Annotated in this window: 34 protein-coding genes; 17 read left to right on the top strand and 17 right to left on the bottom strand. The window is 61.4% G+C overall.

Annotated elements, in window-relative coordinates:
* Positions 1-480 precede the first annotated feature (480 nt).
* Positions 481-1,308 (bottom strand): hypothetical protein, encoded by an 828-nt coding sequence (locus FEZ61_RS21785; RefSeq protein ID WP_064306941.1) that lies wholly within the window; start codon positions 1,306-1,308, stop codon positions 481-483.
* Between the two features lie 272 nt (positions 1,309-1,580).
* On the opposite strand from FEZ61_RS21785, the gene FEZ61_RS21780 reads away from it, so the two are divergent.
* The 3 genes from FEZ61_RS21780 to FEZ61_RS21770 all read left to right on the top strand — a co-directional run bounded on the left by FEZ61_RS21780 (position 1,581) and on the right by FEZ61_RS21770 (position 3,790).
* Positions 1,581-2,099 carry a hypothetical protein gene (locus FEZ61_RS21780; protein ID WP_064306940.1) on the top strand — a complete coding sequence of 173 codons (519 nt, stop codon included), beginning with the start codon at positions 1,581-1,583 and terminating at the stop codon, positions 2,097-2,099.
* Between the two features lie 70 nt (positions 2,100-2,169).
* Positions 2,170-3,417 carry a site-specific DNA-methyltransferase gene (locus tag FEZ61_RS21775; protein ID WP_064306939.1) on the top strand — a complete coding sequence of 416 codons (1,248 nt, stop codon included), beginning with the start codon at positions 2,170-2,172 and terminating at the stop codon, positions 3,415-3,417.
* A gap of 85 nt (positions 3,418-3,502) precedes the next feature.
* The gene (locus FEZ61_RS21770; protein ID WP_064306938.1) at positions 3,503-3,790 is read left to right on the top strand and encodes a hypothetical protein; all 288 of its coding nucleotides are present in this window, start codon (positions 3,503-3,505) and stop codon (positions 3,788-3,790) included.
* A 6-nt stretch (positions 3,791-3,796) separates the two neighbouring features.
* Here FEZ61_RS21770 and FEZ61_RS21765 read toward each other — a convergent pair whose 3' ends face one another.
* Positions 3,797-4,105 (bottom strand): hypothetical protein, encoded by a 309-nt coding sequence (locus FEZ61_RS21765; RefSeq protein WP_064306937.1) that lies wholly within the window; start codon positions 4,103-4,105, stop codon positions 3,797-3,799.
* A 98-nt stretch (positions 4,106-4,203) separates the two neighbouring features.
* On the opposite strand from FEZ61_RS21765, the gene FEZ61_RS21760 reads away from it, so the two are divergent.
* Positions 4,204-4,494, top strand: coding sequence for a hypothetical protein (locus tag FEZ61_RS21760; RefSeq protein ID WP_064306936.1), 291 nt, complete (start codon positions 4,204-4,206; stop codon positions 4,492-4,494).
* On the opposite strand, the gene FEZ61_RS21755 is transcribed toward FEZ61_RS21760, so the two are convergent.
* The 5 genes from FEZ61_RS21755 to FEZ61_RS21735 all read right to left on the bottom strand — a co-directional run bounded on the left by FEZ61_RS21755 (position 4,491) and on the right by FEZ61_RS21735 (position 8,727).
* Positions 4,491-4,859 (bottom strand): response regulator, encoded by a 369-nt coding sequence (locus FEZ61_RS21755; RefSeq protein ID WP_231893018.1) that lies wholly within the window; start codon positions 4,857-4,859, stop codon positions 4,491-4,493. The genes FEZ61_RS21760 and FEZ61_RS21755 overlap by 4 nt on opposite strands.
* 141 nt (positions 4,860-5,000) lie before the next feature.
* Entirely contained in the window at positions 5,001-5,327 is a 327-nt protein-coding gene (locus FEZ61_RS21750) for a hypothetical protein (protein ID WP_156522269.1), read from the bottom strand.
* Positions 5,299-6,783, bottom strand: a complete 1,485-nt coding sequence (locus FEZ61_RS21745) for a DUF87 domain-containing protein (RefSeq protein ID WP_064306934.1) — start codon at positions 6,781-6,783, stop codon at positions 5,299-5,301. The genes FEZ61_RS21750 and FEZ61_RS21745 overlap by 29 nt, the downstream gene beginning before the upstream one ends.
* Positions 6,783-7,562 (bottom strand): hypothetical protein, encoded by a 780-nt coding sequence (locus FEZ61_RS21740; protein WP_064306933.1) that lies wholly within the window; start codon positions 7,560-7,562, stop codon positions 6,783-6,785. Before FEZ61_RS21740 ends, FEZ61_RS21745 begins: the two co-directional genes overlap by 1 nt.
* Before the next feature lie 100 nt (positions 7,563-7,662).
* On the bottom strand, positions 7,663-8,727 hold the full coding sequence (locus FEZ61_RS21735; protein WP_064306932.1) for a helix-turn-helix domain-containing protein: 1,065 nt from the start codon (positions 8,725-8,727) through the stop codon (positions 7,663-7,665).
* 167 nt (positions 8,728-8,894) lie between these two features.
* Between FEZ61_RS21735 and FEZ61_RS21730 the strand changes: the two genes are divergently transcribed.
* Positions 8,895-9,686, top strand: coding sequence for a hypothetical protein (locus FEZ61_RS21730; RefSeq protein ID WP_064306931.1), 792 nt, complete (start codon positions 8,895-8,897; stop codon positions 9,684-9,686).
* Between the two features lie 68 nt (positions 9,687-9,754).
* On the opposite strand, the gene FEZ61_RS21725 is transcribed toward FEZ61_RS21730, so the two are convergent.
* Positions 9,755-10,195 carry a hypothetical protein gene (locus FEZ61_RS21725; protein WP_064306930.1) on the bottom strand — a complete coding sequence of 147 codons (441 nt, stop codon included), beginning with the start codon at positions 10,193-10,195 and terminating at the stop codon, positions 9,755-9,757.
* Positions 10,196-10,621: 426 nt separating this feature from the next.
* On the opposite strand from FEZ61_RS21725, the gene FEZ61_RS21720 reads away from it, so the two are divergent.
* Complete coding sequence (locus FEZ61_RS21720) at positions 10,622-11,077, top strand: hypothetical protein (protein ID WP_156522267.1); 456 nt, start codon at positions 10,622-10,624, stop codon at positions 11,075-11,077.
* Positions 11,078-11,136: 59 nt separating this feature from the next.
* Here the strand turns inward: FEZ61_RS21720 and FEZ61_RS21715 are convergent, their stop codons facing one another.
* Positions 11,137-11,610: a hypothetical protein gene (locus tag FEZ61_RS21715; protein ID WP_207105571.1), complete on the bottom strand. Its 474-nt coding sequence runs from the start codon at positions 11,608-11,610 to the stop codon at positions 11,137-11,139.
* A 321-nt stretch (positions 11,611-11,931) separates the two neighbouring features.
* On the opposite strand from FEZ61_RS21715, the gene FEZ61_RS21710 reads away from it, so the two are divergent.
* The 9 genes from FEZ61_RS21710 to FEZ61_RS21670 all read left to right on the top strand — a co-directional run bounded on the left by FEZ61_RS21710 (position 11,932) and on the right by FEZ61_RS21670 (position 18,286).
* On the top strand, positions 11,932-12,375 hold the full coding sequence (locus FEZ61_RS21710; protein WP_064306927.1) for a DUF2170 family protein: 444 nt from the start codon (positions 11,932-11,934) through the stop codon (positions 12,373-12,375).
* Entirely contained in the window at positions 12,372-13,070 is a 699-nt protein-coding gene (locus tag FEZ61_RS21705) for a PspA/IM30 family protein (RefSeq protein WP_064306926.1), read from the top strand. Before FEZ61_RS21710 ends, FEZ61_RS21705 begins: the two co-directional genes overlap by 4 nt.
* Positions 13,071-13,259: 189 nt before the next feature.
* The gene (locus tag FEZ61_RS21700; RefSeq protein WP_156522266.1) at positions 13,260-13,514 is read left to right on the top strand and encodes a hypothetical protein; all 255 of its coding nucleotides are present in this window, start codon (positions 13,260-13,262) and stop codon (positions 13,512-13,514) included.
* A gap of 23 nt (positions 13,515-13,537) precedes the next feature.
* On the top strand, positions 13,538-13,879 hold the full coding sequence (locus tag FEZ61_RS21695; RefSeq protein WP_156522265.1) for a hypothetical protein: 342 nt from the start codon (positions 13,538-13,540) through the stop codon (positions 13,877-13,879).
* A gap of 429 nt (positions 13,880-14,308) precedes the next feature.
* Positions 14,309-14,944: a DUF2491 family protein gene (locus FEZ61_RS21690; RefSeq protein WP_173150415.1), complete on the top strand. Its 636-nt coding sequence runs from the start codon at positions 14,309-14,311 to the stop codon at positions 14,942-14,944.
* A gap of 15 nt (positions 14,945-14,959) precedes the next feature.
* Positions 14,960-15,397, top strand: coding sequence for a DUF350 domain-containing protein (locus FEZ61_RS21685; protein ID WP_064306923.1), 438 nt, complete (start codon positions 14,960-14,962; stop codon positions 15,395-15,397).
* A gap of 11 nt (positions 15,398-15,408) precedes the next feature.
* Positions 15,409-16,191 (top strand): DUF1190 domain-containing protein, encoded by a 783-nt coding sequence (locus FEZ61_RS21680; RefSeq protein ID WP_064306922.1) that lies wholly within the window; start codon positions 15,409-15,411, stop codon positions 16,189-16,191.
* A gap of 10 nt (positions 16,192-16,201) precedes the next feature.
* Positions 16,202-17,356: a glutathionylspermidine synthase family protein gene (locus FEZ61_RS21675; protein WP_064306921.1), complete on the top strand. Its 1,155-nt coding sequence runs from the start codon at positions 16,202-16,204 to the stop codon at positions 17,354-17,356.
* Between the two features lie 30 nt (positions 17,357-17,386).
* Positions 17,387-18,286, top strand: a complete 900-nt coding sequence (locus FEZ61_RS21670) for a hypothetical protein (protein ID WP_156522264.1) — start codon at positions 17,387-17,389, stop codon at positions 18,284-18,286.
* A 121-nt stretch (positions 18,287-18,407) separates the two neighbouring features.
* On the opposite strand, the gene FEZ61_RS21665 is transcribed toward FEZ61_RS21670, so the two are convergent.
* The 4 genes from FEZ61_RS21665 to FEZ61_RS21650 all read right to left on the bottom strand — a co-directional run bounded on the left by FEZ61_RS21665 (position 18,408) and on the right by FEZ61_RS21650 (position 20,653).
* Positions 18,408-18,947, bottom strand: a complete 540-nt coding sequence (locus tag FEZ61_RS21665; RefSeq protein ID WP_064306920.1) for a hypothetical protein — start codon at positions 18,945-18,947, stop codon at positions 18,408-18,410.
* Positions 18,948-19,012: 65 nt separating this feature from the next.
* Positions 19,013-19,246 carry a hypothetical protein gene (locus tag FEZ61_RS21660; protein ID WP_156522263.1) on the bottom strand — a complete coding sequence of 78 codons (234 nt, stop codon included), beginning with the start codon at positions 19,244-19,246 and terminating at the stop codon, positions 19,013-19,015.
* A gap of 196 nt (positions 19,247-19,442) precedes the next feature.
* On the bottom strand, positions 19,443-20,261 hold the full coding sequence (locus FEZ61_RS21655) for a hypothetical protein (protein WP_064306918.1): 819 nt from the start codon (positions 20,259-20,261) through the stop codon (positions 19,443-19,445).
* A 2-nt stretch (positions 20,262-20,263) separates the two neighbouring features.
* Positions 20,264-20,653 carry a hypothetical protein gene (locus FEZ61_RS21650; RefSeq protein ID WP_064306917.1) on the bottom strand — a complete coding sequence of 130 codons (390 nt, stop codon included), beginning with the start codon at positions 20,651-20,653 and terminating at the stop codon, positions 20,264-20,266.
* A 2-nt stretch (positions 20,654-20,655) separates the two neighbouring features.
* Between FEZ61_RS21650 and FEZ61_RS21645 the strand changes: the two genes are divergently transcribed.
* On the top strand, positions 20,656-20,805 hold the full coding sequence (locus tag FEZ61_RS21645) for a hypothetical protein (protein WP_156522262.1): 150 nt from the start codon (positions 20,656-20,658) through the stop codon (positions 20,803-20,805).
* Positions 20,806-21,253: 448 nt separating this feature from the next.
* On the opposite strand, the gene FEZ61_RS21640 is transcribed toward FEZ61_RS21645, so the two are convergent.
* From FEZ61_RS21640 to FEZ61_RS24720, 3 genes are read right to left on the bottom strand one after another with little or no spacing between them, the layout of a single operon-like run.
* Complete coding sequence (locus tag FEZ61_RS21640; protein WP_064306916.1) at positions 21,254-21,445, bottom strand: hypothetical protein; 192 nt, start codon at positions 21,443-21,445, stop codon at positions 21,254-21,256.
* A complete protein-coding gene (locus FEZ61_RS21635; protein ID WP_064306915.1) occupies positions 21,439-21,828 on the bottom strand; it encodes a hypothetical protein in 390 nt (129 codons plus the stop codon). The genes FEZ61_RS21640 and FEZ61_RS21635 overlap by 7 nt, the downstream gene beginning before the upstream one ends.
* A 15-nt stretch (positions 21,829-21,843) precedes the next feature.
* Entirely contained in the window at positions 21,844-23,337 is a 1,494-nt protein-coding gene (locus FEZ61_RS24720; RefSeq protein WP_064306914.1) for an ATP-binding protein, read from the bottom strand.
* 866 nt (positions 23,338-24,203) lie between these two features.
* Here FEZ61_RS24720 and FEZ61_RS21625 point away from each other — a divergent pair.
* The gene (locus FEZ61_RS21625; protein WP_064306913.1) at positions 24,204-24,416 is read left to right on the top strand and encodes a DUF3892 domain-containing protein; all 213 of its coding nucleotides are present in this window, start codon (positions 24,204-24,206) and stop codon (positions 24,414-24,416) included.
* Positions 24,417-24,508: 92 nt separating this feature from the next.
* Here the strand turns inward: FEZ61_RS21625 and FEZ61_RS21620 are convergent, their stop codons facing one another.
* Positions 24,509-25,162, bottom strand: a complete 654-nt coding sequence (locus tag FEZ61_RS21620) for a hypothetical protein (RefSeq protein ID WP_064306912.1) — start codon at positions 25,160-25,162, stop codon at positions 24,509-24,511.
* Positions 25,163-25,276: the final 114 nt, after the last annotated feature.

Genomic DNA, 25,276 nt, shown 5'->3' with positions numbered 1-25,276 from the left:
GCTGCTTCGCAGCACCCTCCCCCTCGTTTGGCTCTCCTGGGCCATCTGACCCGCTGTAAGAATCTTTCATCCAGCTCGGTTGCCGATCACTCAGCTGATCCTTGGCCGAATTGTCGCGTGCGTATCGTTTGCCACGCGCCCCGGTTTCATACGTCCAGAAGGCGGCCACTGCCATAAGTGCTGGGAGCTCTACTTCGGTAGAGGTCCTGTCGCATAGCGAAAGAATCTTTCGCTATGCGACGGTGGGGCCAGCAGACGGTGCCCCGGGTGATCTTTACCTACAAAACAGCTGCAGTTGCAGAGATGGTGCGAGGGTTCGCTACATCCGATCAGGATCTCCTGTCGGAACGGGCAAACCCGCCTCCACCCTGCACTGCAGGGCCCAGGCGACTGGCGCATCAGGCTCCAACACTGTTCCGCGAATACGGAGCAGCAAAAACCCGGCTCATGGCCGGGTTTTTTTTCGCACGCAGAAAGGTGCTATCGCGGGTGTGAGTCGGTGATGTCCCGCGCGGCTACGGCGATCAGGCAGCAGTAGAACAGCCAGCCACCGATGCTTACCAGGAGCAGCGCGACACCAAGCCAGTTGCTGGTGGCATCCAGCGCTCTCGCTGTCGCCTGCAGGGTCACTCCGCACAGCGTCAGCAGCCGCATCGGGCCGAGCACGAGCTTCTGCGATTTGCTGAGCTGCGCCTGAACGGCCCGCGCGGAAGACCATGTCTCTCGACCGGCCATGACCGCAGCCACCAGGTACGGCTCGAGCCGGCCGCCCATGATGACGAAGAGCGGCATCAGGCTCAGCTGCTGTTCCACCGCGGTGGTGTAGAGCATCACAAGCAGCGGGCGTTTCTCCGCGCTGAAGAGGTCCAGCGGCAAGGTGGTGAGGGGTAGCGCCCCGCGCTTCCAGGCGCCGATATCGGAGCCAAGCATCGCCAGGACCGCCAGCGCATTCAGCGCAATGCCGATGACCAGGGCGAGCGGCGCCGCTACCCGAAAGAAATTACGCCAAGGCGACCCGGCACCTATGGCCGTGCCCAAGACGGGGCGGTCCCCGAGCATCCCTGCACGCCGAAGTGCGAGCGCCAGCACCAGGAAAATCAACGGCGAACACAGGCTGGCCAGGTGGAACGCCGCTTTACCCAAGATGAGCAGAATGCTCACCGTGGTGAACGCTGCCAGCAGCGTCAATGCGACAAAGGCGGGTAGCACCTGCACGAATAACGGGACAGCCTGCTTGATCCATCGCGGCCAATCCGACCACCGCGGCGTATGGGACGCCACTCTCACTTCCATCGTTGCTGCTTCCATATCCTCTCTTCCACCCAGGTGCTGCGCTTCTCGCGCGGGGTCATGGGTAGCTTATCGATCCGCAGCCAATTGCAACCTGTCTCGTCAGAGCGCCGATCGCGCCACCGGTTCCTTCGGCGGTCCGCCGCAACTGGCCAAAGGGAAGGCAACCTAGTCAAGCCGGCGCCCAGGGTCAACAGCCCCCTCTCGATCCGGTCCCGCAAGCGGCATGAATGGCCGTTTGCATTTACCGCGGCTCGTGGATGCTGAGCAGGTTCAATGAGGAATCTGCTATGCACAGAAATGATCACGCGCTGCAGCTCGTCGTCACCAGCGAGCCAACCACCCAGGAGCTCTACAACCTCCTCGGTCGCTACTGCCTACCGTTCGAGGACCTGGTGCTGACCAACATGCGCCAGGTACTGGGATCCGGGTACCGCAATGGCGCCTATCAGCTTCGCCGCTACTTCAACGGGGCTTTCGCCCTGGTGCTGCCTGTCGAGGACGGGCTTGTGACGGCGACCCTGGGCCAGGTCGAAGAATCTCTTTCGCTCGAAGCTGCCAGCTACCTGTGCTCACTACTCGCGCTGTCGCAGCTGATCACCGTCGCGCACAGGCGCAACGACCACGATGATCACTCCCGGCTCCATTACCTCTACTACGGATTACTGGAGGTCCTGAGGGCCGATCCGACATTCGCTGCGACCGTGACCGCGCCGCACCATCGTCCGCTGACCGACGAGGAAGTTCACCTCGGCGGATCGCTCGCGCCGTTCGCCTACCAGCCGGCCCTCGAGCGCCTCCTGGATTAGGCCACGCCCTTGCATTTCCGGTACGCCTGGAAAGATGAGGCGTATCACTCAACGTTGAGCAACCCTAACCATGGTCCAATCCCCACAGCTCGACCTCTTCCCTCTCGTCGAAGCGGCCTTCCGGAACTGCCCGGATCGGCCGCTGGCCAACGCGGAGCTCTATCGGCTCGTCGGCGCCGCCGCAGGGCTCCAGGACCGGGAGGTTCACGCCAAGCAGCCAATCGGCGCGGCCGGTCAGCCCCGCAGCCCCGTCACGCGCGAAATCCGCTGGCATCAGCAGACCCTCAAGGCCTGCGGCATCCTCGAGCGCGTTCCGCACGAGCGAGGCGTGTGGCAACTGACCGAAGAGGCGAAGCGCGGGATGCATCGCGCGGCGCCGCAGGTCACGCTGCTAGGGTTCAGCACGTCACTGGGCCTGGCGCTGTTTGGCCACTCGCCCCAGGCGCTGCAGGGTCTGGAAGAGCGCATCGACCTCGTACTGACCTCCCCGCCCTATCCTCTGCAGCAACCACGGGGATACGGTAATCCGAAGGCGAGCGAATTCACCGACTTCATCTGTCGCACGATCGAGCCCTTGTTGGGCAACCTTGCCAGCACCGGTAGCCTGGTCCTGAACCTGTCCAACGACATCTTCCTTCACCGATCGCCGGCGCGTTCCACGTATCTGGAGCGTCTCGTCATCGCCCTGGAAGATCGTCTTGGCCTGCACCTGATGGACCGCCTGGTGTGGGAGAACCGTAGCAAGGCACCGGGCCCCCTCCAGTGGGCGAGCCTCAGCCGGCAACAGCTCAACGTTGCTTGGGAGCCTTGCTACTGGTTCTCGCCTGATCCGCTTCGATGCAAAGCGAACAATCGGAGGGTCTTGGTTCCGCATTCCGATCGGCAAGCTAGGCTCATCGCGGCCGGGGGCGAGACGCGGCAGACCTCCTATGGCGACGGCGCTTACCGACTGCGCCCGGGTAGCTTCGCGGCGCCCACAGAGGGTGCCATACCGAAAAACGTGCTGCAGATCGGCCACAGCTGCAGACGCAGCCGTGAGCACCGGAAGGCGTTGATCGAATCCGGCCTACCGGCGCACAGCGCGCCCTTCCCCTTCGCCCTGGCAGACTTCCTCATACGGTGGCTGACCGAGGCGGACGACCTGGTGGTGGATCTGTTCGCCGGCCGCATGATGGTCGGGCGGGCGGCGGAAGAAGCCGGGCGACGCTGGATCTGCGTCGAGAACATCCTCGAGCACGTGATGGGCGCAGCGGCGCTCTTTCGCGGGTTCGACGGCCTGTGGATCAACCCTGCGCTCCAGCCTTCATCGCAGCTTTGAACGCCCGGCGATGGGTCGAACTCAGGCTTTTCGAAGACTGGCCCTGGCTACCCTGCTGCTGTCGATCAAACCGGAGCTCGGCAGCATGCACCTTCTTCAGCGAATCACCCAGGGCACTACGAGCGGGACGCTCCTCGCCGTCGGCTTTTGCAGCGCCATCAGCATCGCATTTTCCGCCGGCCCGCTGAGCCGATCGCTCTCCGGTGGCAACGCCGTCGACGGCTGCCCACTGGCAGCGGATCGGGCGGCGAGCTCCCAGCAGCTCGACGCCGCCAGCCTGGCAGCTTCGCACCCGAACTTGCTGAACGAGCGACCGGCCTCGCCGGACTGGCTCGATCACTCCTTGGCGGCTCTCTACTGCCACACCAAGTAGCTCAGCTCAGGCGTGCTCTGGCCGCCTATGACTTTCATCAATCCTAGCTCCCACCGCGCCCGCTATCCGCCGCCGAGGCTTCTGCTTGCGCTTAAGGTACTCGGCCCGGCACTGGGCAAACCACTCGCCGGCCAGGCGGGCGAGATGTCGATGCTGTGGCGCGGTAATCGAGCCGACATCGAGCAGGGCCAGGATGTATCCTTCCAGCTGCCCGTAGAGGCGAACCAGGTGGCCAAGGCCCATGACGGCCATCTGCTCGATCAGCGCGACCCAGCGCAGCCGCGCTTGGTGGGGAAGAAACTCAAGGTCTGCCATAACGCCTCCTTAAGGTCGTCGTACTACTGTAGACCTTCTCAATTCGGCCGCCATCCCGGTAGTAGGCGTCATCACCGCAAAAATAAGGGCCCGCCGGCATGACATTCTCTCCGGAGCAGCACATCCAGTTTCTGCTTGCCGTGATCGCCCAGGCGAAGCGGCTGCACGCCGAATCGTCCGACGGACACGATATGGATTGGCCTGATCTTGACGATCTGCAGCAGCAGGCGTGGGCGTGGAGCGCCTGTCAGAGCCTGGGCCACCCTCTTCAGCGGTGGCGCGCGGCGATAAGCGCCACACGGCAGCCCGGCCAGACGGTCAAGCAGCTGCTGTCGACCCTCCACGGCCCGGGTACCGCAGGACTCCAAGCTGTTCAGCGTGCAGGCTAGCCCGGGCGCTGGTGGAGCGCCTGGACGTTGCGACACAGGGTGGTCAGCTGACCGAACGACCACGGCTTAGGAAGGAACGAGGCCTTCGGTAGCTCCGGTGTCGCTGACACATCGCCGGACGATACGACGATCGAAGTTGCTGGCCAGCGCGCCATCACCTGCTTGGCCAGGGCCAACCCATCCATGGCTCCGGGCATTCGCACATCGGTGAACAAGAGATCCGGCGCTTGCGCCGCGGTCTGCAGGTGCCGCCAGGCATCGTCCGCCGTTGCGAAGGCAGTGACGTCGAGTCCTTCGGACTCGAAGATCTCGGTCAGCATCTCCACAAGAAGCGGCTCATCTTCAGCAATCACTACCAGGCACATCGAGGCCACCGCTAGAGGAAACGCATGCATCACCAGATGCGGACGGCGAGGCGTTCGTTCGGCTAATCCGATGAAGGGATAGCTAATCCACACGGCATCGCCAATAGTGCGGAGTAGAAGGCCTTATCGCTTATCGCGCGCTTAATTCACCAGCGGCGTGCGGCGCGCCTGCGGCTCCGGCTCAGCCCCCGGTGCAGCACCTGGCGCAGCACTCCGGCATAAGGCGTTGCCAGCCTCATCGGAGATGGCCACAAGCTGCGGGACCTTAGGGCCTGGCCGTACGCCCCACAGGCAGCCCTGGGCGTCCTGCAGCACAGCGCCGCGGCCGATCGGGTTGGCCACGGCCTCCAGGCGGTCGAGCAGGGGGAGTTCGTCCGGCGTTTCGGCCGCAACGGCTCCGGCCAGCGGCAAACTGGCAATCACGGCCAGCAGCAGCCCCTTAAGCAATCGTGCACCAGAACCAGTCATTCTGGGTCTCCCCCTTCATCTTCAACTGAACCAACATGGTCTTCGTCGGGGTCACCCAGGCCAGGGCATCCTCCCGCAAACGAAGCTTGGTGGCGCTCTGGCGCCAGTACATCTCATCGATGCCGAGGACGATCTTGGTCGCAACGGATGCGACGAAGTCCTCCGGAAAATGCGTTGGGCTTTGCGAGGCAGCCACGAGCATCAGGCCGAATTTGCGCGCCTCCTTGGCGATGCGGTTGATTGGGCTCTCGGGGTCGTCGTCGGCGTAGATGTGGGCCTCATCCAGGATCACGACGTCGACGATGTGGTCTTGCTCGCCGCGCTCGACAGCCGCCAGGAACAGCTCCTCCAGCCGAAAGAGCACGATCAGCTTGCGCTCCTCCATCGACAGGGCGTGGATGTTGTAGCGCCATACCGGATTGGTGGGGTCGAAGGGCGGAATCCCCGATTTGAAGATGCCGATCGCCTCGAGGTTCTGCAGCCGATCGACCACCGACTTCAGCACGTCGGTGCTGTCGTAGCGCATCAGGCTGTCGAGCTCCTTGCCGGTGGTGATCGCATCGATGTAGGCGGTATAGCTGTCGATGGCCTTGCGTTTGCTCTTATCGAGCTCCGACTTCTCCGCTTCTTCGTCGAACTGGCTTTGGCCTTTGCGCAGAGCCTGGATCACCTTCTTGCGGTGCCCCTGGGCGGCGCGGTTGGCGACCTCCAGGTAGGTGACGGCCTCGGCGCCGGAGCCCAGAAACGACTGCTGCAGGATGTTCTGCGCCATGCGCAGCGCGTCGCGGATACTAGGATGGGCCCGCCCCATGAGCTTCGGCGGCCAGCGGGTGATGGCGCCCTGGTACTCGATCTGCGGTACCCACCAGCTGTACAACGGCGCGCCCGACCAGCGCGCGCCCAGGGCCTTGGCCTCGTCCTTCTCGCCCTTGGGCACGTCGATGAACAAGCGATCGTCGTTGCCGTCAGTCATGACCACTGCGGCGCCTTCCTCCACAACCCAGGTACTTGGATCCTCCTGCCTGAAGCCGTACTGGGCGTAGACGTCGTTCAGCACATTGCGCAGGCAAGCCTCCTGCTTAGGCCCCATCTGGCGCATGCTGCGATTCATGGTGGCAAGAAAGGACTGCACGCGCTTTCGCACACCGCCGAAGTGCGGATCGGGGTTCACGCGAAGCGGATTGAGGCCGTAGTTGGTGCGCTCGGAAAAACGAACCTCCGACGCCCCGGGAATCGACAGATCGCCGTGCACGTCGAAGATGTGGATCCGCGGAATGTGCCTGCCACAGGACTGCAGCATGTGGCTGATCATCTTGCGCAAGGTGTAGGTCTTGCCGGAGCCGGACATCCCCACCAAGAGGGTGTGGCCGTTCACCAATTTCTCGCTATCCCACATGACCGGGACCTGACGATTCTTCTTTTGCTCAGCCGCGTCGATACCGAAGATGATCTGCATCAGGACGCCTTGTCACCGCGGTTTGGTCGGGCTTCTCCGCCAGCAACCGGCTGTGATGTCCGCATTAGATCCTGACGCGCAGCAGCGCGAAGAGCATTATCCTTCGCAGCGCTTTTTCTCTGGCCAGCGGCGAGCCCGAGGAGCACCAGGCTCACCGCGCCCACCGGTAGACCGTAGGTAAGACGCCCTGTCCAGCAAGAGGTAACGGCATCGACGAGAAAAATTGCTCCTAGCAGAGCGAGCGTTGCCGGGCTGGGCAAATGTCGCTTCCAGCCCAAGCTATCTCGGTGCGCCACTTCCAGAGCCGCCAGCGTCCGGACGCACTTAGGCGTGGTCTGCCGCAGATTCGACTTGTCCAGCGTCTCATTGATGAGTTCGAGTACCTGGTAGGCGTGACTGTCCGACTCGCCAGCGATTAGGCCTTTGACATGGGCGTAGCGTAGATGGCCAACGCGATAAAGACCTTCCGCTTTGGATCGAACTCGCTCCATGTGTGCCGCGAGAAAATCCACCTCTTCATCCAGCCGTAGCGAGCCCCTCGCCATGCGCTGGACTAGAGCCACAGCGTCAGGTATCCCAAGCTGAGTTAGCGAGCAGGCGAGTTCATCCAAATCAGCAACTTCGCTGATTGCAAGATAGCCGTCTGCATAGGGCGCAGTACTGAGCCGTAGTAGCCGGCGATGCATCTGCTTTGGGGATAGCTCGCTTTCAATCGGACACCACGGAAAGGGGTCGATACCTGCGCGCGATAGCGCGGCGAATACAGCATCTGTGTTCATGGACAGAGCTCCTTGGAGAAGCCCAGCATGGCGAAAGGGACTGCAGTTTCGAGCCGAGTTCACTCCCGCAGCGGGAGCGAACCCTGCTCATTCACCGCCCCTACGTACCGTTCCTGCCTTGACCCAGCAGCGCGATGGCGAAGCTCGGCACAGCCCGTCTGCAGATTCGCACATCCAGCGTCTGGCCAGACTCGCCGACCAATCCCAGGCGTACCCCGCCTTCAACCGCCGCAACCTTAGCCGCTGGCGCAGCTGTCTGATCGCTGCACGAAAGCGGTACCGGGTCAGCCGCATAGGTCATCTCTACGCGGGAGGCGATGTCAGGGTCTGAGCGCACGTCCAGGAGGTGAGCCTTGGTTTCGGGTGGCAGTGAGGTAAACAGCACCTCAGTCACCTCAAACCGCACACGCAGGATCCAGCGCTCATCCTGCGCGCGTCGGCGTATCGCGTTGAAGCGTCCGTGCAGTCCGGGCAATCCGACCATGTCACGCAGGGGGAGCCAAAGGCCGGTGCCCAGACTCAAGCGCGATGCTTCCGGAACCTGGCGTTCCTGATGCTCGCCATCAGGGGTGTCAGTGCCGAGCGCTCGCCCATCGCGGCCGTATCGCTCCGGCCAGAGCTCGCGGGGTGACACGCCGAGGCAGCGCGCGATGAGCGCCTGCAGGCCGACATGTGGTGAACGGCCGAGGCTATCGAAGATCTTCCGCGTCACACCGGCATGATGGGTAAGGTGCTCAAGGACGAACTGCCGCTGCTGCAGCCTTGCCTTGATCCAACGAAGCCGGCCTGGCTCAGTGCGAGGACATTCCTGCAAAGGCTGCGGGCGCGTCTCCCATTGGGCGACATGCATGCCGAAGCCCTCCATACCGGCCTGTGCCGCTGTGGCGCCGCTCAGCTGTTCGAGCAGTGCATCGAAGGCCTGCCGTGCGGCCTCCGACCACGGTACGCCATAACGCTCCGGGAAGAGCGCTTCCACGGTCACCTGAAGCGCTTCGGCGATAACCGCTTCTGCAGCAGGAAAGGTGCGCCGTGCGGCGGTCCGCAGGTTCGATAACTGATTGCTATCCGCGAGCTGCGTCAGATTGGTTCCGCGCTGAGTGAGCGCCCGCCGGATGGCTGGCCATCGTCTCTCCAATCGATTCGCTTCAAACCACTGGTTCGTCATATCTACTACCTCTGTTGGGGTAGATCGACGGTCCCACGAGTTTTCAAAATGCAAGTCCGCACTCCAGATACCGGGCTAGAGGGGTTAGAGCCTCGCTCGGTGCGCTTGTGACTTGCGTATTTCAAAAGGCTGACAGGGTAGGCATTTTCCTTAGCGAGTCGCCGACCATGCCGTCATCTTTCACCTGGAATATCGCGTTCCATTCCGGCTTCACCGCCGACAGCGACCTGCAAGCCGCACTCGACGTCGGGATAGCAATTGGGGTCGTCGCCGATCGAGTGACGCTCAGGCAGCAGCTACGGGCCCTGCCTGATCACCTGGACAGGGGTGGGAAGGTCTTCGTCGACTCAGGCGCGTTCACGGCTTTCCGCCGGCAGCTGGCCATGGATTGGCCCAGGGTTCTCACGCTCTATCGCGCCTTGTGCACCACGACCCTGCGGCCGGAGAACCTGAGCATCGTTGCCCCAGACGTAGTGGGCGATCAGCAGGCGACCTTGCTCCTTTGGCACCGCTACGCTCGGGACATACGGAGCTGGATAGACGCCGGCGCCAGGGTGATCATTCCCCTGCAGGCTGGATCGCTATCAGCCGGCGAGCTGCTGCAGGAGGTGATCGGCCTTCTGGGTACCAAGGCGTTCTGCGCCGGTATCCCTTCCAACCTCGCCGCAATGACCGCCGCCGACTGTCGTACGCTTGAGCACAACGACTTCCACATCCTGGGACGGGTGGTGATGACCGACGAGCTACGAGACAAGGTCGAGGCCCTGCTGACCTGCAACGCTGGGGCCACGATCAGCTCTGACGCCAATTGGCTGAGATCTCGCACCAGGCAGATCGCCGGCGCAGTGGAGATGCTGCGTGGCACCCCTCACTTGCTGCAGACCCGCCGCACCCGTGCGGTGAAGGCGCTGCTGATGCAAGATGCGTTTAGAAGCGTCGATCAGTTGGCGCCGCGGTAGAAGGCGGGCGCCGCACCTGAGCGGATAGGCCTACGCGTCGCTGGGCCTCAGCCGCATGAATGCGCCAGTCAACGCGCTGCCAACCGGCGCCCTGCTTGCGACCGCACCGTGTCGTAAGCGACCAGACCGTAGGCCAGTGCCACCCCGCCCGGTGCCACATACATCACCACCTGAGCCATCAACTGCGCCATAGCCTCTAGCTGCTGTTGCATCCGCTCGACCATATCGCCGGTGGCGTGCACATCCATCATGCCCACGAACCCGACGCTCATGACGAGCCCGATTGCGATGACGAATGCCAGCATCCAAGCGGCGTGCTTACGGACGGTATCGAAGCCGACCAGCAAGCCTACACACAGTCCCATGCAGATCGTGTAGTACCAGAACGTCCAGGCGCTGAAGCCAAGCTCCTCCCCGCCCTTGCCGATCAGCACGCTGAAAAACGCAATACCGGCCCCCAGGAAGGAGCCAGCTACCAAACTCCAAAACAAACGGCTAATCGCTTTCATCTCATTCTCCCGTGCAGACATCCTCAGCGGGCCATGCGGTGTCGCTGGGTGCCTACGAATGCGCTGTGCCCACCATGAGCCAGTCGCTGAGCTCGCGCTTGCTGCTGGCGCGTAACCCTTCCCTAGATCTTCCAGGCTTCGCGCATGTGGCTGTGAGCTCATTCGCACCCCAAAAGGGGGTGAACTCGCGCGACGCGCTTTCCACACATCATGAGTGGTGGAACAGGCGTCGCCGCCCATCAGAGGGATCGAGTTCGAGATTGCGTCCCGGTAGGACCTGGCAACCTGCATATTGCCGCCGACTTCGGCGCCGACGTCCGCCTTCTACCCTAATGTCGAGGTCACATGACAGCTCCAGAACCACTATGCCTATTCCTCTCCCGAGCCGATGCAGAACGGTTCCGGCCGGCGGCCGGCGGCCACCTGGTGTCTATCTCCGATGGGCCCGAAGACCTGGCGGTGATCGACGAAACCGAATGGGAGAGCGTCAGCTACCACCACTTCATCGACGCAGGCTTCGATGAGGAGACCATCGCGCTGTACGGCAGCAATTTCGAACGCACCTTTCGGGACTACCTGCTGATGCCCAAGGCTGACGCGCTGCGGGACCGCCTAAATACTCTGGCGCAGCAGCGCGCATTCGTCGTGATCAACTGCCAAGCAGGCAGATCGCGAAGCGCAGCAGCTGCTGCCTATCTCCGGGATCGACACAGCTACCGTCTCGAAAAGCCGACGCCTGATGCGAACATGTGCGTGGTCCGCATGCTCTCCCGCGACGCCTCGTTGATGGCCGCGTATCGCGAGGCCACGAGGCAAACAGAGCCTGCGCAGGCGCCTGGCGGCTTCCTGTCGATTATCAAGTCCATGCTCTCCAGGCTATAGGAGACTCCGCTCAGCAGGTGGCCAAGAGACGCCGGTATCAGCAAGGCGCCTGGCCACCATTAATCTTCAACGGCCCCGCGGCCACCTTTGTAAAGCTGCTCTCGGAAAACACGGTCTAGCAGCGCGCGATTCCGCACCGCCGCGGCCAGGTAGCGGGGCGAGATCTTGTCTCTCACCAGGCGATAGCCTTCGGTGGCCTCCCTGTGCAGCCAGACGTACGCGCCGATCTGGAATGCCAGAACTACCGAAGGCAGGATCGCCATCCACCAGCGCCAGCCGCCGGCGACGCTGACCACCACGCTTAGAGACATCAGGACCAGCCCCCATGCCAGCAGGCCTTGGCGGCCGGCGAAGAAAGGCCGCGCCGATAGATAGGCGTGGATAGCGCCGACGCCCAGCGCTTCGCGCCGATCCAGAGTCTGCAGCTGTTGCAGCACTCGCTCGAGGTCCTGTTCGGCTGGTTCGTTCTTGAAATCGGGAAGCATCCCATAACTCTCGTTGGGGGAGTTGTAGTTCGCGAAGACAACGCGCATCGCTCTGAGCGTTATCAGATAGCGTCAGCGAGGCCACTCAGATACGGACACTCGTTGCCAAACCTGCGTCGCCGCAGGGCATTCGGCAAGGCAAGGCGTGGGTGAACTGGAGACCTGGATTGTACCCGTCCGCTGCGTCGCGGGGATCACCGGACAGTTGGGCCAGGACCCGGTCTGCAGGCATCGAAGGTACCGCGTACAGATGGAATGTGGGGTTCACGCCCCCAGGCGGGGCGAACTCGGCCTTGCATTTCCACGGGAGGCGGCAAGCTAGGCTCTGGCAGCGCCATGCTGCAAATTGCCACCGCCAAGGAGCGATGCATGCCCTCACCGAACTGGACTCCCTCAACGCTCTACGACGCACTGGCGTCTGGCGTTTCTGTCAGCAGCTTCGCCTTCGACGTCACCCTCCTGGACCAGCAAGACGCGATTCGCGTCGTACTGCCGGCGATGGGCGACCTCAAGATCTACATCGCTGTCGTCAACGACGTAGTCGTGGTCGACTCAGCCCTCGTGCCTGCTGAGGCGGTCAGCGACGCCCAGGCCTTCAATGCTGCGGTCCTTTCATCCCGCAGCCTATTCCCGCTTTCCGCTATCGGCCTCGAGACCGACGCTGACGGCACTGGCCATTACGTCATGTATGGCTCGCTGCATGCCGGCTCCGACCTGGCCACCGTACTGACCGAGATCTTCACGCTGGCAACCAACGTGCAAACCGCGGCCGCGACCTTCCAATCGTTCTTCAAGCAGCAGGATTCCCTATGACCAGCCCCTCCATCCTCTCCAAACTCGTCACCCTGTTCCGCGGTAAGGTCACCGAGGCCGGTACCGCGGTGATCGACGCCAACGCGACCACCATCATCGACCAGGAAATCCGCGATGCTCGGGCAGCGATCGATCAAGGCAAGCGCGAGCTGGCCATCCTCATGGGCCAGCAGACCCTCGTGGAGCGCGAAATCGAGCAGCTGGAAGCGTCTATTCAGCAGGACGAGAAAGCGGCCCGCGCCGCCCTGGAAAAAGGCGCGCAGGACCTGGCAGAAGAGGTAGCAGGCCGGATCGCACGCACCGAGACCGCCCTCGAAGGGAAGTGCAGCATGGCTGCGGACTATGCGCGCAATATCGCCTCCATCAAAGGCAGCCTCGATACCTCGGCCGGCACCATCCAGCAGCTGGAGCAGCGTATCCAGGTTGCGAAGGCCCACCAGGTCACCCACAGCGCCCGGACGAACGCCTCTCTGGCCAGCGGACAGGCGAATGGCCGGATGAAGACCGCGGTTGACTCGCTCGCACGCATGGAGCAGCGCCTGCAGCAGCAAACGGCGACTCAGGACGCTGCTGAGCAGCTGGCCAAGGAGGCGTCGGGTGCTGATCTCGACGAGCGCCTGAAGAATGCCGGCATCACACCCGGCAAGCAGAGTGCAGCCGCCGTGCTGGAACGACTGAAGCGGCCGTCCGCCTGACACCAGCGGGCCCGACACGGGATCAGGTATCCGGGCAGATGTTTCTGCCTCGGCTACCTGACGCTCTAGATCCCTCCATGTTCAGCATGGCCCCATTCTAAAGAGTGGAACCACTGGCGAAACTTTTTAAAACGCGAATGTGAATGGCTCGATTCCAACTATTTCGCTTCAAAACGATAGGTTTGACGTATGAATGCTGACCATACTGAAGAACTTGCACAAGCTCGTCGTGAGAAGCTGAAAGCTCTTGCGCGGACGAGCCTTTGGTTTATTCCTTTTACCCTAGGAACAATGATCGCAGCTCTGTATGAGATGAATAATACAGAAGGTACTATGCTCTCATTAATGACTCTTAACGTGGAAGTTTGTTCTTGGGCGGCACCGGGTTTCGCTATGTTCGCTGTGCTTTTTCGGTTGCTTCTTGCTAATATGCAAAAGCCCTGAAACACCTTTGACGAAGATCATGCGTGCCAAGCCAGACTTCGTTGGTCCAACGCTGGACCCGTCTAGCAAGCCATTTAGCTGAAAATGGTCAAGCTTTAAAATTACTTTTTATCTTAGGACTCCTCTATATTTCTGCTGCTCTCTTGATGCTACTTGCCTACGTCGTCTTGGTGTTCACTATCATTCCACTGCACGATGTCCAGTCAATCGAGCAATTTTTCAACATCCTTATTACATACGTCTGGGGTGCGGCCTGCATCGTCGCGGTCATCGCCATAGTGGGCATCTATCTTTTTGTATGGATCGAAAATCGCAATGACGCGAAGGAAGAAGAGGAGAAATCCAAGCTCGCAGGTAGGGAGTGATGCCGAGATGATCCTAAGGGTGCTCATCGTTCTTATCTGCACGATAGCGGTCCCGACTATCGTAGTGCTGCACGACATTCAATCTGCAGAGCAGTTTGTCCGGATTTTCAGCATATACATGCTGGCAGCGATACTGGTTCCAGCAGTGCTTTACGGTATTGCTCGCTGTGCACTCGCCTGGCTAGACAGATAGACCAACCCCCGCGACGACCACGCCAGTCTGCGCTATCTCATGCCTGGTCACGCTTGGTGGGGTGATGCCCTGGCGCTCGTCACCCGGTTCACGCCCTGTCCCGGGGCGAACTCGCCACCCCTTCGGAGCTTGCATATTTACCTTTGCCGGTAGCGTGATCCTGCCGGCGACGCGTAACGGACCTTGCCGGCGGCCATCAGCCATTCCCACCGTCACGAGGATCCTCAATGTCACTCTTGCAACGTATCCGCAGCGCACTGGGTTTCAGTGCCATGCCTACCGGCCAACTCGTCGTAGGCTATCCCCTGGATTTGCGCGAGGGTCTTCCCCTCACCATCGACCCCCAGCTAGCCAGCGCCATGACTGGCCTGACGCTGGTCACCTTCCCCGGTGCGCAGCCCATTGAGAACATCGGCGTCATTGACCTCGGTGCTGGCGCGCAGCTCTACCGGGTCTACCTTGCCGATGAGGACTACTGGCTCCAGGTGCACACAGAGCACGGGCAGGTCGAGTCGATCGTCCTGTTCAATTACCTCAGTTGGTTGCCCATGGAATCGCAAGACCACCTCCTGCAGACCGCCGGCCCGGCTAGCCCCATCGGCCGCCCCACCTACCTGCTCGACGGCGTCACCTTCAGTCGCGACTGGGGTACCGCCGGCAATCAAGCAGAGCTCCAGAGCTTTACCGAGCGCTTTCCTCCAGCAAACCACGAACGGGACCAGGTGCAGCACCGGGCCATGCTCTACAGCCGTGACCTCGGCATTCCTGGCCGGCGGGAATTTCTGCTGTTCTCAGTCGAGGAAAACGCCCTGGGCGAGGTTTCCGTTTCAACCTCGCGCGGCCTGACGCTCTTCGCTCACGACCTCATCTGAATCAAGGATTGACCCATGCTCGACGCTCTGCAACTCACCCTGACCCTGTCCCTGAATCCGACCGCCCTGCTGGGGTTCGTCCTGTACGTGGCCACCGCCTGTGTCCTGCTGGCCCTGTTCCAATTCGCCTACACCAAGGTGACCCCGCACAACGAATGGGCGCTGATCCGGGCAAACAACACCGCAGCGGCCATCGCCCTGGGCGGCGCCATCATCGGATTCGCCTTGCCGGCCAGCAACGTCATCGCCTATTCCGTGAACCTCCTGGACTTCGTCGTCTGGGCGGTCCTGGGCGCCTTCATCCAGTTGGGCGCGTTCTTCGCGACCTCACTCGTGCTGCGGCCGCTGCGTACCCGAATCGAGAGCGGCGAAATCGCGGCCGGCGTCTACGTCGCGGCGGTGGCCATTGCCGTGGGCCTGATCAACGCCGCCTGCATGACGCCCAGCGCCTAAGGAAGAACGCCATGAAACGCAGTTCACGTGTCCAACTGTCCTTGCTCGCCGTAGCCGTCGTATCGGTCAGCGGCTGCGATGCCCCGGAGAAAGGCCAGGTCCTCAACAAGGTGGCGTCCTTCGACTCCGTGAAGCAGTGCGTCGACGCACGCATTCCGGATAACATCTGCGCCGAGTCCTACATGGACGCGCTGGCCGAGCACAAACGGCGCGCGCCCACCTATGACACCCAGGCGCAGTGCGAGGAAGACTTCGTCGCCGGCTACTGCGAAACGGCTGATGCCGGCAAGTTCGCGCCGAAATTTGGCGGCTTCGAGATCGCCGCCAGCGGGCGTGCTACCGAATCGCAGATCGCCGCGGCGCAAGCGGCGGCAAACAGCAGCCATGCGGGCGGCTCGAACGACGGCCTGCTCACCGGTCTGCTGATCGGCAGCATGCTCAACAACGGCGGGACCAGCCGCTTCAGCGAGCCGGTCTACCGCTACCGGGATGATCGCGGTGGCTTCGCCTCCTCCAGCCTCAATCGACGCATCGAGACGGGATCGCATTTCAGCAATTCGACCCAGGCTCGCACGAGCAATGCCTACACCGCGCCAGCGCCCCGGGTGAGCAGCGGCTACACGAGTCCGCCGTCTACCAGTCGCTATTCCAGCTCCCCCAGCACCAGCTCTACCAGCTCGATCGGCAGTAGTCGGTCCTCCATAAACACCTCCGCCGCTACCTCGCGTGGTGGCTTTGGCGGCAGCGCCGTTGCGAGAGCAAGCGGCTTCAGCGGCGGCAGCTTCGGCGGCTAGGGAGAACACCATGCAACGCATTGCTCATCAAGAACGACCAGACTGGCAGGCCCGGGCCGAGCGCAACGGTTTCAAGTTTCACACCATAGAGGGGGAGCGCTACTGGGACGAGCGTCACTACTACGCCTTCACCCTCGACCAGGTCGAGAAGGACCTCGAGGCGCCCACCGAAGAGCTGCACCACATGTGCCTTGACCTGGTAGGCCGTGTTGTACGCGATGAGCAGTTGCTGAAGCGCCTGGGCATCCCAGAGGCGTTCTTCGACCCGATCGCAGAATCATGGCGAGAGGGGCATCCGCACCTCTATGGCCGCTTCGACCTGGTCTACGACGGCAAGCGCCCGGCCAAGATGATCGAAGCCAACTACGACACCCCCACGTCGATCTACGAAGCGGCAGCGTTCCAATGGGACTGGCTTGAGGATGGCATGGCGCGCGGCCTGCTCCCCCAAGGAAGCGACCAGTTCAACAGCATCGAGGAAAGACTGGGCCAGGCGTTCCAGGCGCTGCGCCTGAAGCACCCCTTTTACTTCGCCTCCATCGACGGCTCCGAAGAAGACAAAGGCACCTGCGATTACCTGCGCGCTGTTGCCGAGAAGGCCGGCCTGCAGACCGAACACATCTACCTGCAGGAGATTGGCCTGCAGGAAGGTCGCTTCGTCGACCTGCAGGACCGGTGGATCCCCCACCTCTTCAAACTGCACCCCTGGGAGTTCATCTTCGAGGAAGACTTCGGCGCGGCGGTGGCCAAGTCGGACACCCAGTTCATCGAGCCCATGTGGAAGGCCATCATCTCCAACAAGGGCATGCTGCCGCTGCTTTGGGAGATGCACCGCGGGCACCCGAATCTGCTGGAATGCCACGTCGACACGACGCGCTCCGCCCCGGTACCGCCGGGCTGGGTGCGCAAGCCGTTCTTCTCGCGTGAGGGCTCGAACATCGAGCTGCACACCGCCAACGGCGAACGCGAGGTCGTGGATGGCCCGTACGGCGATTCGCCTCAGATCCTGCAGCGCTGTGCGTCGCTGCCACGCTTTGGCCAGGACTACACCCTGATCGGCAGCTGGGTGATCGGCGATTGCGCGGCTGGGATCGGTATTCGAGAGGACAGCACCTTAGTGACCAAGGATAGCTCGCGCTTCGTGCCACACCTTATCAAAGCCTGATCGGGTTAATCAAATAGATAGGACGCCTACTTGGATATCTGTTTTAAACTCATTGAAAAAGCCACGCTCTCAGAATGGCTATCATTTCTGGTAATAATACTTGGTGTCACGCTATCAGTCTTTTGGGGTTTTGTAATTGCATCAAACTTGAAGTCTTTCGACCCACCGCTGATATGCCGTAGCCGCATTTTCAGGCTGCTCATGTCTCTGCACGGTAAGTACCTGGGCATTCCTATAAGCGTCACGTTACTGATGGCAGGGTGGGTGCTCCTGGTAGATAATTTTCGCTTTCTAATTGTCTGTCAAAATCCCACGCAGCCAATGGACGTACTGGGTCTCTTTACTTGCTTTTTCGTTCCGCTCGTCTTATGGTTTTTTTTTGCTCGTGGTCAGGGATTGCCGTTCCGCCTAAACGAGTCTCTGAGAATGTCGTGGGATCGGAAAAATCAGCTACAACTGCATTTGAGCGGGCCTGTACCCCGAGCGATTTCAAAGAAATATATTCTGAAAACGGCACTTGAGCTCCACAGCCATCTCACCCAACTCAGAAGGCACAATATCTACAATACGACAGTATTAGAGAGTTGGCTTTTCTTGAGAAAAGCAATCACGGTCAGCCCCCGTTTGATTCAACTTCGCCAAAAGCTTTATTTCGCGGATCTTCACATTGCTCACTCCAGAGCAGAACATGTGCAAAATAAGCCAAAACGACTGGCGTTGCTATTCGTATTAAAGCTTCGGATCGTTGGTCGTCTTATCCTGTCGAGCCAAGAGATATATCAGCTGATGAGCCAGATATGTGTTGAGGACCTTATGCTCGACGGAGCAGACCATCATCGCAGGCCTCAGGGGGATGCCGAGATTTTTGTGCAATCTTTGTCACTGCTTGATAGCAGCTATAGATTTGAAGAACGGCCTATAAAAAATTAAATCTGGTCACAGTATTCATGTTGATCATCCACTACCCACACATCGTAAAATATTTCGTACCCTTCTCTACGGGTATCGAAATCAAATAAAAAAGCCCGGCAATGCCGGGCTTTTTTATTAATCAACCACTAGCCGTGCAAGCTCGGACAAGGCCATGAAGCCCCAGCCCGATCTCGTCGGCAGGCACATCGAGCCTGGCCAGCTCGAACCCGAACTGGCAGACCCGTGCGTAGCTGCTAACGCTGGGCACGGCAGGGGTTCGCAATTCCCGGCCGGAGCCGAGCATCACGATGTCCTCCGCCGGCGCCGGAGCGCCATGCGCCTTCAGCGCGTGCATCTGCTCATCAAGCGACCAGCCGAACAGCTGACCGTAGTGCTCAACGACCTCCCTGATCTGCCAGACCTCGTCCGGCCGAACAGGGAAGGCGCTCCAGTCGATCCAGCCTTGCAGCCGGAACACGATCTCCTTGGGGTTGCCCCAGGCGACCGTGCATTGCACCCGGCGTAAGGCAAAGGTACCTACGGCTGCCTGATGTACCTGGTCGCGAAGGTTGTGCTCGTCGAAGTCATGAACGTCGGCGATGCCCATCCCGACATAGGCGGTCAGCGTCGAGCCCTCGATAGGCCAGATGTTGCCGTTGGCGAAGCGTGCGTAGTGCATGGGTGTTCTCCTGGATCTCCAGCTGCGTCCCATAGCGGGGCGCAGCCGTCACGTCCGTGTGATGGTCAGAGGATGATGCGACGCGCGCTTGCCGGTACCGGGCGGGCGGCAGGTGCGTTCAGTTCGATCCAGTTGCACTGGTAGGTGCCGGCTATTGCCTGGCAGACCGGCACGATCCGCTTTGCCTGGACCAGGGATCCGGGGCCGGCAGGCGTTACAGGTGCGCTGGTGCAGCCGAGCAGCGTGCAGGACGCCAACACGAAGGTGAGGAGGAACAGGAGAAAGCGAGATTTTTTCATGAAAGGTCTCATCGATGGACGGACCTTTCCCCATACGGGGATTGGCCCGTATGGGTGGGAGAGTGCTGCAGAGCAGCTGAGGGTGGCCGAATGGCCGTCTGGACCGCAACGCATGTTGCAGATCAAGAACCTCGATTCTACGACGCGCCAAACGCTCGGTCCAGAGGCGTTCCAGGGCCACAGCCAAAACGCCTGATCAGTCCAGAAAGAGCTTGCGGCCTGACTGGGATTGCTCGCTGACCACCTTCGCTGCGGACGGCGGCTGCGCCGCGGTAGGTAGCTCGGGCGGCTCGGTCAAGGCGGAGCGCCTTGACCGAGTCTGCACCGCCGCCAGATTGGTCAGCGAGGGCGGTCCGCTCTCCACCTGAGGTGCTGCAGACCGCGCGCGCGCAGTCGCGGCGTAGGCCTCAATCAGGTCATTCTGCGAGCCACGTCGTATGGCGGTACGCCGGCTCTCCCACCAGGCAAGGCCTATAAAAAATGCTGCTAGCAGCACGGCGAGACATAAGGCTACCGCAAGAAGAAGCATCGCCTGTGATCGCCCGGCTACATCGGCTTCGGTAGGCACCGCCACGGCGATGTCCTCCAGCGAATCCTGCATGTGCAGATCTGTGGAAGATGGATAGGTGACGGATAAGAGCAAACCCGGGTTAGCCCTGCGCGAGCGGGTCATCTCATTGAGGGTTCCATTGCCCCCGGAAAGCCGCTGCACAGTTTCATCCAAGGTGAAGGTCTTGCCGGTGACCGTTCCGCCGAGGAAGTGATTGAGACCATCAGGATCCAGGACGCGGCACACCAGCCCGCTGGCGCGCTCGATGTACCGCCCTGGGCAGATTTGAACCTCATCTGATCCGTCAGACTTCGTCACTACCCGGTATTGATCGTCGGCGATGAAATACGCCCTACTGGCCCCAACGCTCGGCTGACTACGTGGTTCCAGATCTGGAAGTGCGGCAAGCACAGACGACGTAGTGAAGCCGAGCAGAGCGAAACAGAAAACGTGCAGTCGGGTCACCACTATGCTCCAGCCCCGTGATCAATTTGGGGCAGGTGCTTGCCCTGGGCCCAGATCAGATGCTTCTCGAAGGCGATCGCCTCGTGCCGCTCAATGAATGGGCCGTACCGCTTCTCGTCGACCAGAACGAGCCAGGCGCACCGCCAGGTCCTGGTCCAGGCGGCAAGCTTCGTCGACTCTCCTGCGACGCTGCGAATGGCGCCGAAGAACAGCCGTTTCAGGGCGCCGGCCGGTACCACGTGAGAAACCCGCTTGCGCTCAAATGACTCGAGCTGCAGGCCAGCAAAGCTCACTTCGTCCTGGAAGCCGGTCACCGTCCCTGCGGAAATCACGATGCGGCTGGGCGCTGCGGCCCGGCCGCCGGCAGATTGCCGATGCACGGAGCTGGTCATGCTTGCGGTCCTTCGTCGAGGAACAGGCGGCGCCCTGCGTGGCCGGTATCCATACCTATCCCTGCGGCCGCGCGCTGTTCGCTACCGACGCGCTGATTCTCCGGCACGACAGTAGGCTGGCGGAGGAGCAGTGGCGCAACTGGCTGAGGTGAGGCCGGCACAGCAGTAACAGGCTGGGGTTCTTCTGCGATAGGCGTTGCGGCCCCACCAGGCCCAGGTGTCCACCAGTGATCAACAAGCGACAAGAATAGGGATCCGAGCATCACCACTACGGCGACTACCTCGAAGAACACCATCAGCGCTGGAGAGAGATCGGTTGCTAAGGCCAGTCCGACGGCGAAACAAGCACCGGTCACTGGAACATATATCCATCCAGAGTCGTAGTAGTGTTCGAGGCACCACACCCAGGCTGACATGCAGAAGATGCCGAACGATCCGAAGACCCACGGTCGTACATGCTGATCGATGACCGATGCAGATGGCCAGCCAAGCCAGTAGAGCGCGAGACATGCTGCAACCGGCGGCAGGGTAGCGATCCCAATGAGGGTGCAGTGGTGTCTTTTCTTCATGAGTAGACCATGCGGTAGGTAGTCGGCGAGGTCAGTAGATGACCTTCTGGGTAATTACGGCCTGCAGCTCGAATGCATGCTCCGGCTTCAGCTCGACTTCGGTGACTTCAGTCCCTTCCAGCCGCAGCCGATGCTCTAGGTCCTCGCACGTCTTGCCCTCGAAGCCCTGGAGGTCGGCGGTCACCTTTGCCGCTTTGATCGTCACCATTACGCGCTTCACCATACTGCCTCCTCAGCAATCACTTCCAAATGGCCGTTCTCCCGCCGGATCTCCACCTGGTAATTCTCGGCACGCAGGGCCGCGGCGTAGTGCTGCGCAAGGTACATATCGGCCAGCTCTGCGCTAACCCGGCGCGTCCACTCTCCCACGTCACCGTAGTGCTCCTGGTAGGGCATGTAGCGGCCGTCCTCGAGGTTGAAGCCCAGACGGAACTGAGGCCTTTCCGGGTGTTGAAGCACCAGGTCGTAACGCTCCGTGGTGTAGCCGACCATGACCCGGTACAGCCTTTCGTTGGTCAGCACGATGCCCAGCTCAGCCAGAGCTGTTTTGAAGACCACCGCGTCGCTGTAGGCGACCGTAACCTGCCCTTTCACGATATGGCTCATGTCTGATAAATCCTCTTAACCCAGTTCCAGTGCCCGTCCGCCGTACGGCTCGACGATCGGGTCGAGCGTGTTGGCGCGGGTGAATCCGTCCTCGCCCAGGCGGCGAATGGCATCGATGTCGGCCTTGCGGGTCTCGCTCGAAGGGCTGATGTCCTCCAACGCCTGCAGCAGCAGGGTCTGGCCTACCGGAGCGTCGTGCTCGGCCGCCAGATAACGCGCATCGGTAACGGCTTGCTCGATCTCGGCGCCGGTGTACCCGTCGCTCGTACGCACCAGCACGGCAAGATCAAGATCCTCCGCCTCGCACTGGGCGATCCGTAGATGGATGTTCAGGATGGCCTCACGCTCATCCGCGCTCGGCAGGTCGATGAAAAAGCAGCGATCCCATCGGCCGGCACGCATCAGTTCCGGCGGCAACGCCGCGACCCGGTTAGCCGAAGCTACGATGAAGACCTGCTCACGGCGCTCCTGCAGCCAGTACAGGAAGCTGCCAAGCAGCCGGCGCGAGATCTCGTTATCGGCCTCGCCACTGGCGAAGGCCTTGTCGATCTCGTCGATCAGCACGGTGACGGGCGCAATCTGCTCGATCGTCTGCAGGGCCTGACGGAACCGCTGCTCGGTCTCACCCTGGTACTTGGAGTAGAAGCGATTCATGTCGAGGCGCACGAGCGTGGTACCAAAGACGCCGGCGGCGGCCTTGGCCATGAGGGTCTTGCCACCGCCCGGCACGCCGGCCAGCAGCACGCCTTTGAGCGGTAGGTTCTTCTCCCAGCCCACCTTGCGGCCGCGCAGGAAGCGCTTGAGCGGCTCCAGGCCGCCGACGGTATCGATCTCTACCGGCTCCAGCACATCCAGGCCAACCTCGCGCAGGATGTGGTGCTTCTCACGGCGGATCTCCGACAGGTACTCCTTCCCGTTGCGGCGGCTGTTGGCTGCCAGGATGAAGACGTTGCGCATCTGGGTGTGGCTCAGCCCCATCGCGTGGTTCGCGACCACGCCGCGTTCCTCTTCCGTGAAGATCGACGCTTCCGCACCGCTCCCCGTGGCGCGGCCACCATTGAGCGACCGCTGCACGTCTTGCTCCGCGGTCTCGATAACGGCGATGACTTCGGACCTTGTCATGGGCGGCAGGTCGATGTGGTAGACGAACTCCTCCGATAGCCCTTCTCGCCCGGCGATGACGTAGCTGACGCCGTATTTCTCGAGGGCACCGAGGCTACCCTTTAGGGCAGGCAGATTTTCGCTGGAGCTGCGCTGCCGGTCCTGAAAATACGGATCGAAGATCACCACGCCCCGCTTGGCATCCGGTCCTTCCGCGATCTGCTTGATCTGGCCTGGATCGGGTACCAGCTTGAACGGCATCTCGTGGTAATGCCGGCCCAGGTCGGCGGCGACTCTCTTGACCGCGGCGCGCGCGCGGGCGACTTCGAATGTCTTGAGGGCCACGACTGGGAAGGCGCAGCGGAAAGCCGCGGTAATGCGTTCGAGGACTTCGTTCTCTTGAGACACGGCCCAAGCTCCTATGCACAGTGGCGATGGAGTTAGGTTGTCATTACGGCGTAGAGAATAAGGCGCAGTTTGCGCCCTCAGCGGGGGTGAACCGGCAGGATCTGGCTCGATGCGGCCAGAGCAGATCCGGCCCTTACCAGGCCGCGGGAGCAGTAATCGTCGAACCAGCCCCCCTAATCAATCACCTATCCACAGGCGGGCAAGTAGGCGGCAAAATCAACATCTGGTGACCTTATCCCCAAAGGCCACCATATATTGTGTCTGTTCGGTTGCTGAGGGGCGGTGACGCCTACCTCTGTCAAGACTGTCTTGCCTAACGAGGAGGGCTTATCCTGTCGCCCGAATTATTGGGATAGAGCAGATCCACGACCTGGATCAAAATCCCCACTTATTGTGGTGTAGCTACCAAAAAACACTAAATGTAGTATCTGGAGACAATGGCCAGCTCATAAGAGGTGGCTTGGCAAGGATGCCGGAGATGAGGGTGACCTAGGTCATCCTGGAGAGAAGATACGGGTGGACTGCGACTAGCTTCCTAGGGCGCACCGCAGCCACCCGTGGCTCCGAAACGACACCGGTGAGCAGCATTTCGGAAGGCCGTATTTAACGCCCGACGTGATTCACACGTCAAAGGGTTTTGATGACGGTCGAGGCGCCGCTCACCCTCAAACTTGCTCTATTTGAGGGTCCATCTTCATGACCAACGTACCACTCCGCCGCTGTCGTATTCGGCGCATTCCTCGCGTCAAAACCGTGTTCGTTCACCGCTATCGGCGCTTCCGCTTCGGGCGCTGGGAGGACGTCTGCCAGCACTACCGCTGTCTGCCGCAACCACAGCTTGTCTTCGACTTCGGGGAGGACTGAGCATGGCCAAGCACATTCGCGGCAACGGTGACGGCAAGAACCGCGAGAACCAGTCCTACACCATCCCAGGCCGGGGCACTGTCCCGCGGCCTCAGCTGGTGCGGGAAGTCGAAGCGGGCAAGCACCCGCATTTCGGGATCGTGACCCGCAACGGAACGCCTTATGTCCGGGCGAACCCGGACGGGCGGAAAGGCAACAACGTCGACCAGGACTAGGTTCACCCAGGCCACGGATGGCCTACCACCTCCTCCGCGCAGGAGCACCTGGCGTGCGCATGATCGCTGCAAGCCAAGCTAAAGCTCACTATTCACACTGGCGCGGCCTGGGCGCTTTCAGGCACGCCACCCAACGCGGTCTGCATGAGCGCAGGTGCTACCTCCGACGCTTCGCCTGCGAGCCGCGGCTTGATCCGATCGGTGACGTCACGCGCTAGCGTGCTGATGACCGACCAATCGACCTGCAGCCAGTATCCGACGACGGAGCCGGTCATCGTGCGATCCAGCGGCGAAAGCCTGCCTTTCAACAGCAGCTCCATGTCGACCTTGAGCGCGTCAACGTGGAAGCCGGCCTTCTCCGACGTGATCCAGAAGCCTGGATCCTGAATGCGGAACATCAGGTCGAGGGTGAGGCGCGCCAGCTCGAGCAGAGGCTCTTGCGTGGCAGCAGCGTGGCTGCGGAAGCCCGCAATCTGAAGCTGCCGTGAGCGCCGAATGCGGTCCGCCCACGCCTGCTGCTTGGCAGAGCCACCCCATAGGTCAGGAAGTCCCGATTCGGCGACAGCCTGCGCCGCAGGCGCACACGCCCAGGCCGATCGCAGTTGCTTGGAGCAGTCGCTGCACAGCGAATAGCGCGCGTAGCGCTCTTCATCCTGGCGCGCCTTGCTGGATTGGTAGTGGAAGGATGCGTTGTCGGTGTGGCCGCACACGCGGCGCGTGGCAGCAGAGAAGTGGGTGGTGGTCATGGCTTGCTCCTTAAGAAAGCTCAAGCATCCCCTCACTTCTGAAAACGCAAGCGCTGCGCCGGCGGTCCCCTCTATCCACGCCCTGCACTGGCTCGAATCGACCCCAAAGTAGGC

Source organism: Pseudomonas sp. MS15a(2019) (assembly GCF_013277805.1).
Taxonomy (GTDB): Bacteria; Pseudomonadota; Gammaproteobacteria; order Pseudomonadales; family Pseudomonadaceae; genus Chryseomonas; species Chryseomonas benzopyrenica.
The sequence above is the reverse complement of the archived record's forward strand: the minus strand, read 5'-3'. Positions and strand labels throughout refer to the sequence as shown.

Bases quoted from the DNA above. Each gene is read 5' to 3' on its own strand.
- FEZ61_RS21730 (WP_064306931.1), top strand. From the start codon at position 8,895: ATGCCGTCATCTTTCACCTGGAATATCGCGTTCCATTCCGGCTTCACC.
- FEZ61_RS21650 (WP_064306917.1), bottom strand. From the start codon at position 20,653: ATGACCAGCTCCGTGCATCGGCAATCTGCCGGCGGCCGGGCCGCAGCG.
- FEZ61_RS21660 (WP_156522263.1), bottom strand. From the start codon at position 19,246: ATGAAAAAATCTCGCTTTCTCCTGTTCCTCCTCACCTTCGTGTTGGCG.
- FEZ61_RS21750 (WP_156522269.1), bottom strand. From the start codon at position 5,327: ATGACTGGTTCTGGTGCACGATTGCTTAAGGGGCTGCTGCTGGCCGTG.
- FEZ61_RS21665 (WP_064306920.1), bottom strand. From the start codon at position 18,947: ATGCACTACGCACGCTTCGCCAACGGCAACATCTGGCCTATCGAGGGC.
- FEZ61_RS21745 (WP_064306934.1), bottom strand. From the start codon at position 6,783: ATGCAGATCATCTTCGGTATCGACGCGGCTGAGCAAAAGAAGAATCGT.
- FEZ61_RS21625 (WP_064306913.1), top strand. From the start codon at position 24,204: ATGGCCAAGCACATTCGCGGCAACGGTGACGGCAAGAACCGCGAGAAC.
- FEZ61_RS21710 (WP_064306927.1), top strand. From the start codon at position 11,932: ATGCCCTCACCGAACTGGACTCCCTCAACGCTCTACGACGCACTGGCG.
- FEZ61_RS21675 (WP_064306921.1), top strand. From the start codon at position 16,202: ATGCAACGCATTGCTCATCAAGAACGACCAGACTGGCAGGCCCGGGCC.
- FEZ61_RS21780 (WP_064306940.1), top strand. From the start codon at position 1,581: ATGCACAGAAATGATCACGCGCTGCAGCTCGTCGTCACCAGCGAGCCA.
- FEZ61_RS21770 (WP_064306938.1), top strand. From the start codon at position 3,503: ATGCACCTTCTTCAGCGAATCACCCAGGGCACTACGAGCGGGACGCTC.
- FEZ61_RS21735 (WP_064306932.1), bottom strand. From the start codon at position 8,727: ATGACGAACCAGTGGTTTGAAGCGAATCGATTGGAGAGACGATGGCCA.
- FEZ61_RS21685 (WP_064306923.1), top strand. From the start codon at position 14,960: ATGCTCGACGCTCTGCAACTCACCCTGACCCTGTCCCTGAATCCGACC.
- FEZ61_RS21765 (WP_064306937.1), bottom strand. From the start codon at position 4,105: ATGGCAGACCTTGAGTTTCTTCCCCACCAAGCGCGGCTGCGCTGGGTC.
- FEZ61_RS21700 (WP_156522266.1), top strand. From the start codon at position 13,260: ATGAATGCTGACCATACTGAAGAACTTGCACAAGCTCGTCGTGAGAAG.
- FEZ61_RS21760 (WP_064306936.1), top strand. From the start codon at position 4,204: ATGACATTCTCTCCGGAGCAGCACATCCAGTTTCTGCTTGCCGTGATC.
- FEZ61_RS21755 (WP_231893018.1), bottom strand. From the start codon at position 4,859: ATGTGCCTGGTAGTGATTGCTGAAGATGAGCCGCTTCTTGTGGAGATG.
- FEZ61_RS21705 (WP_064306926.1), top strand. From the start codon at position 12,372: ATGACCAGCCCCTCCATCCTCTCCAAACTCGTCACCCTGTTCCGCGGT.
- FEZ61_RS21725 (WP_064306930.1), bottom strand. From the start codon at position 10,195: ATGAAAGCGATTAGCCGTTTGTTTTGGAGTTTGGTAGCTGGCTCCTTC.
- FEZ61_RS21775 (WP_064306939.1), top strand. From the start codon at position 2,170: ATGGTCCAATCCCCACAGCTCGACCTCTTCCCTCTCGTCGAAGCGGCC.
- FEZ61_RS21640 (WP_064306916.1), bottom strand. From the start codon at position 21,445: ATGGTGAAGCGCGTAATGGTGACGATCAAAGCGGCAAAGGTGACCGCC.
- FEZ61_RS21620 (WP_064306912.1), bottom strand. From the start codon at position 25,162: ATGACCACCACCCACTTCTCTGCTGCCACGCGCCGCGTGTGCGGCCAC.
- FEZ61_RS21635 (WP_064306915.1), bottom strand. From the start codon at position 21,828: ATGAGCCATATCGTGAAAGGGCAGGTTACGGTCGCCTACAGCGACGCG.
- FEZ61_RS21740 (WP_064306933.1), bottom strand. From the start codon at position 7,562: ATGAACACAGATGCTGTATTCGCCGCGCTATCGCGCGCAGGTATCGAC.
- FEZ61_RS21680 (WP_064306922.1), top strand. From the start codon at position 15,409: ATGAAACGCAGTTCACGTGTCCAACTGTCCTTGCTCGCCGTAGCCGTC.
- FEZ61_RS21715 (WP_207105571.1), bottom strand. From the start codon at position 11,610: ATGCGCGTTGTCTTCGCGAACTACAACTCCCCCAACGAGAGTTATGGG.
- FEZ61_RS21785 (WP_064306941.1), bottom strand. From the start codon at position 1,308: ATGGAAGCAGCAACGATGGAAGTGAGAGTGGCGTCCCATACGCCGCGG.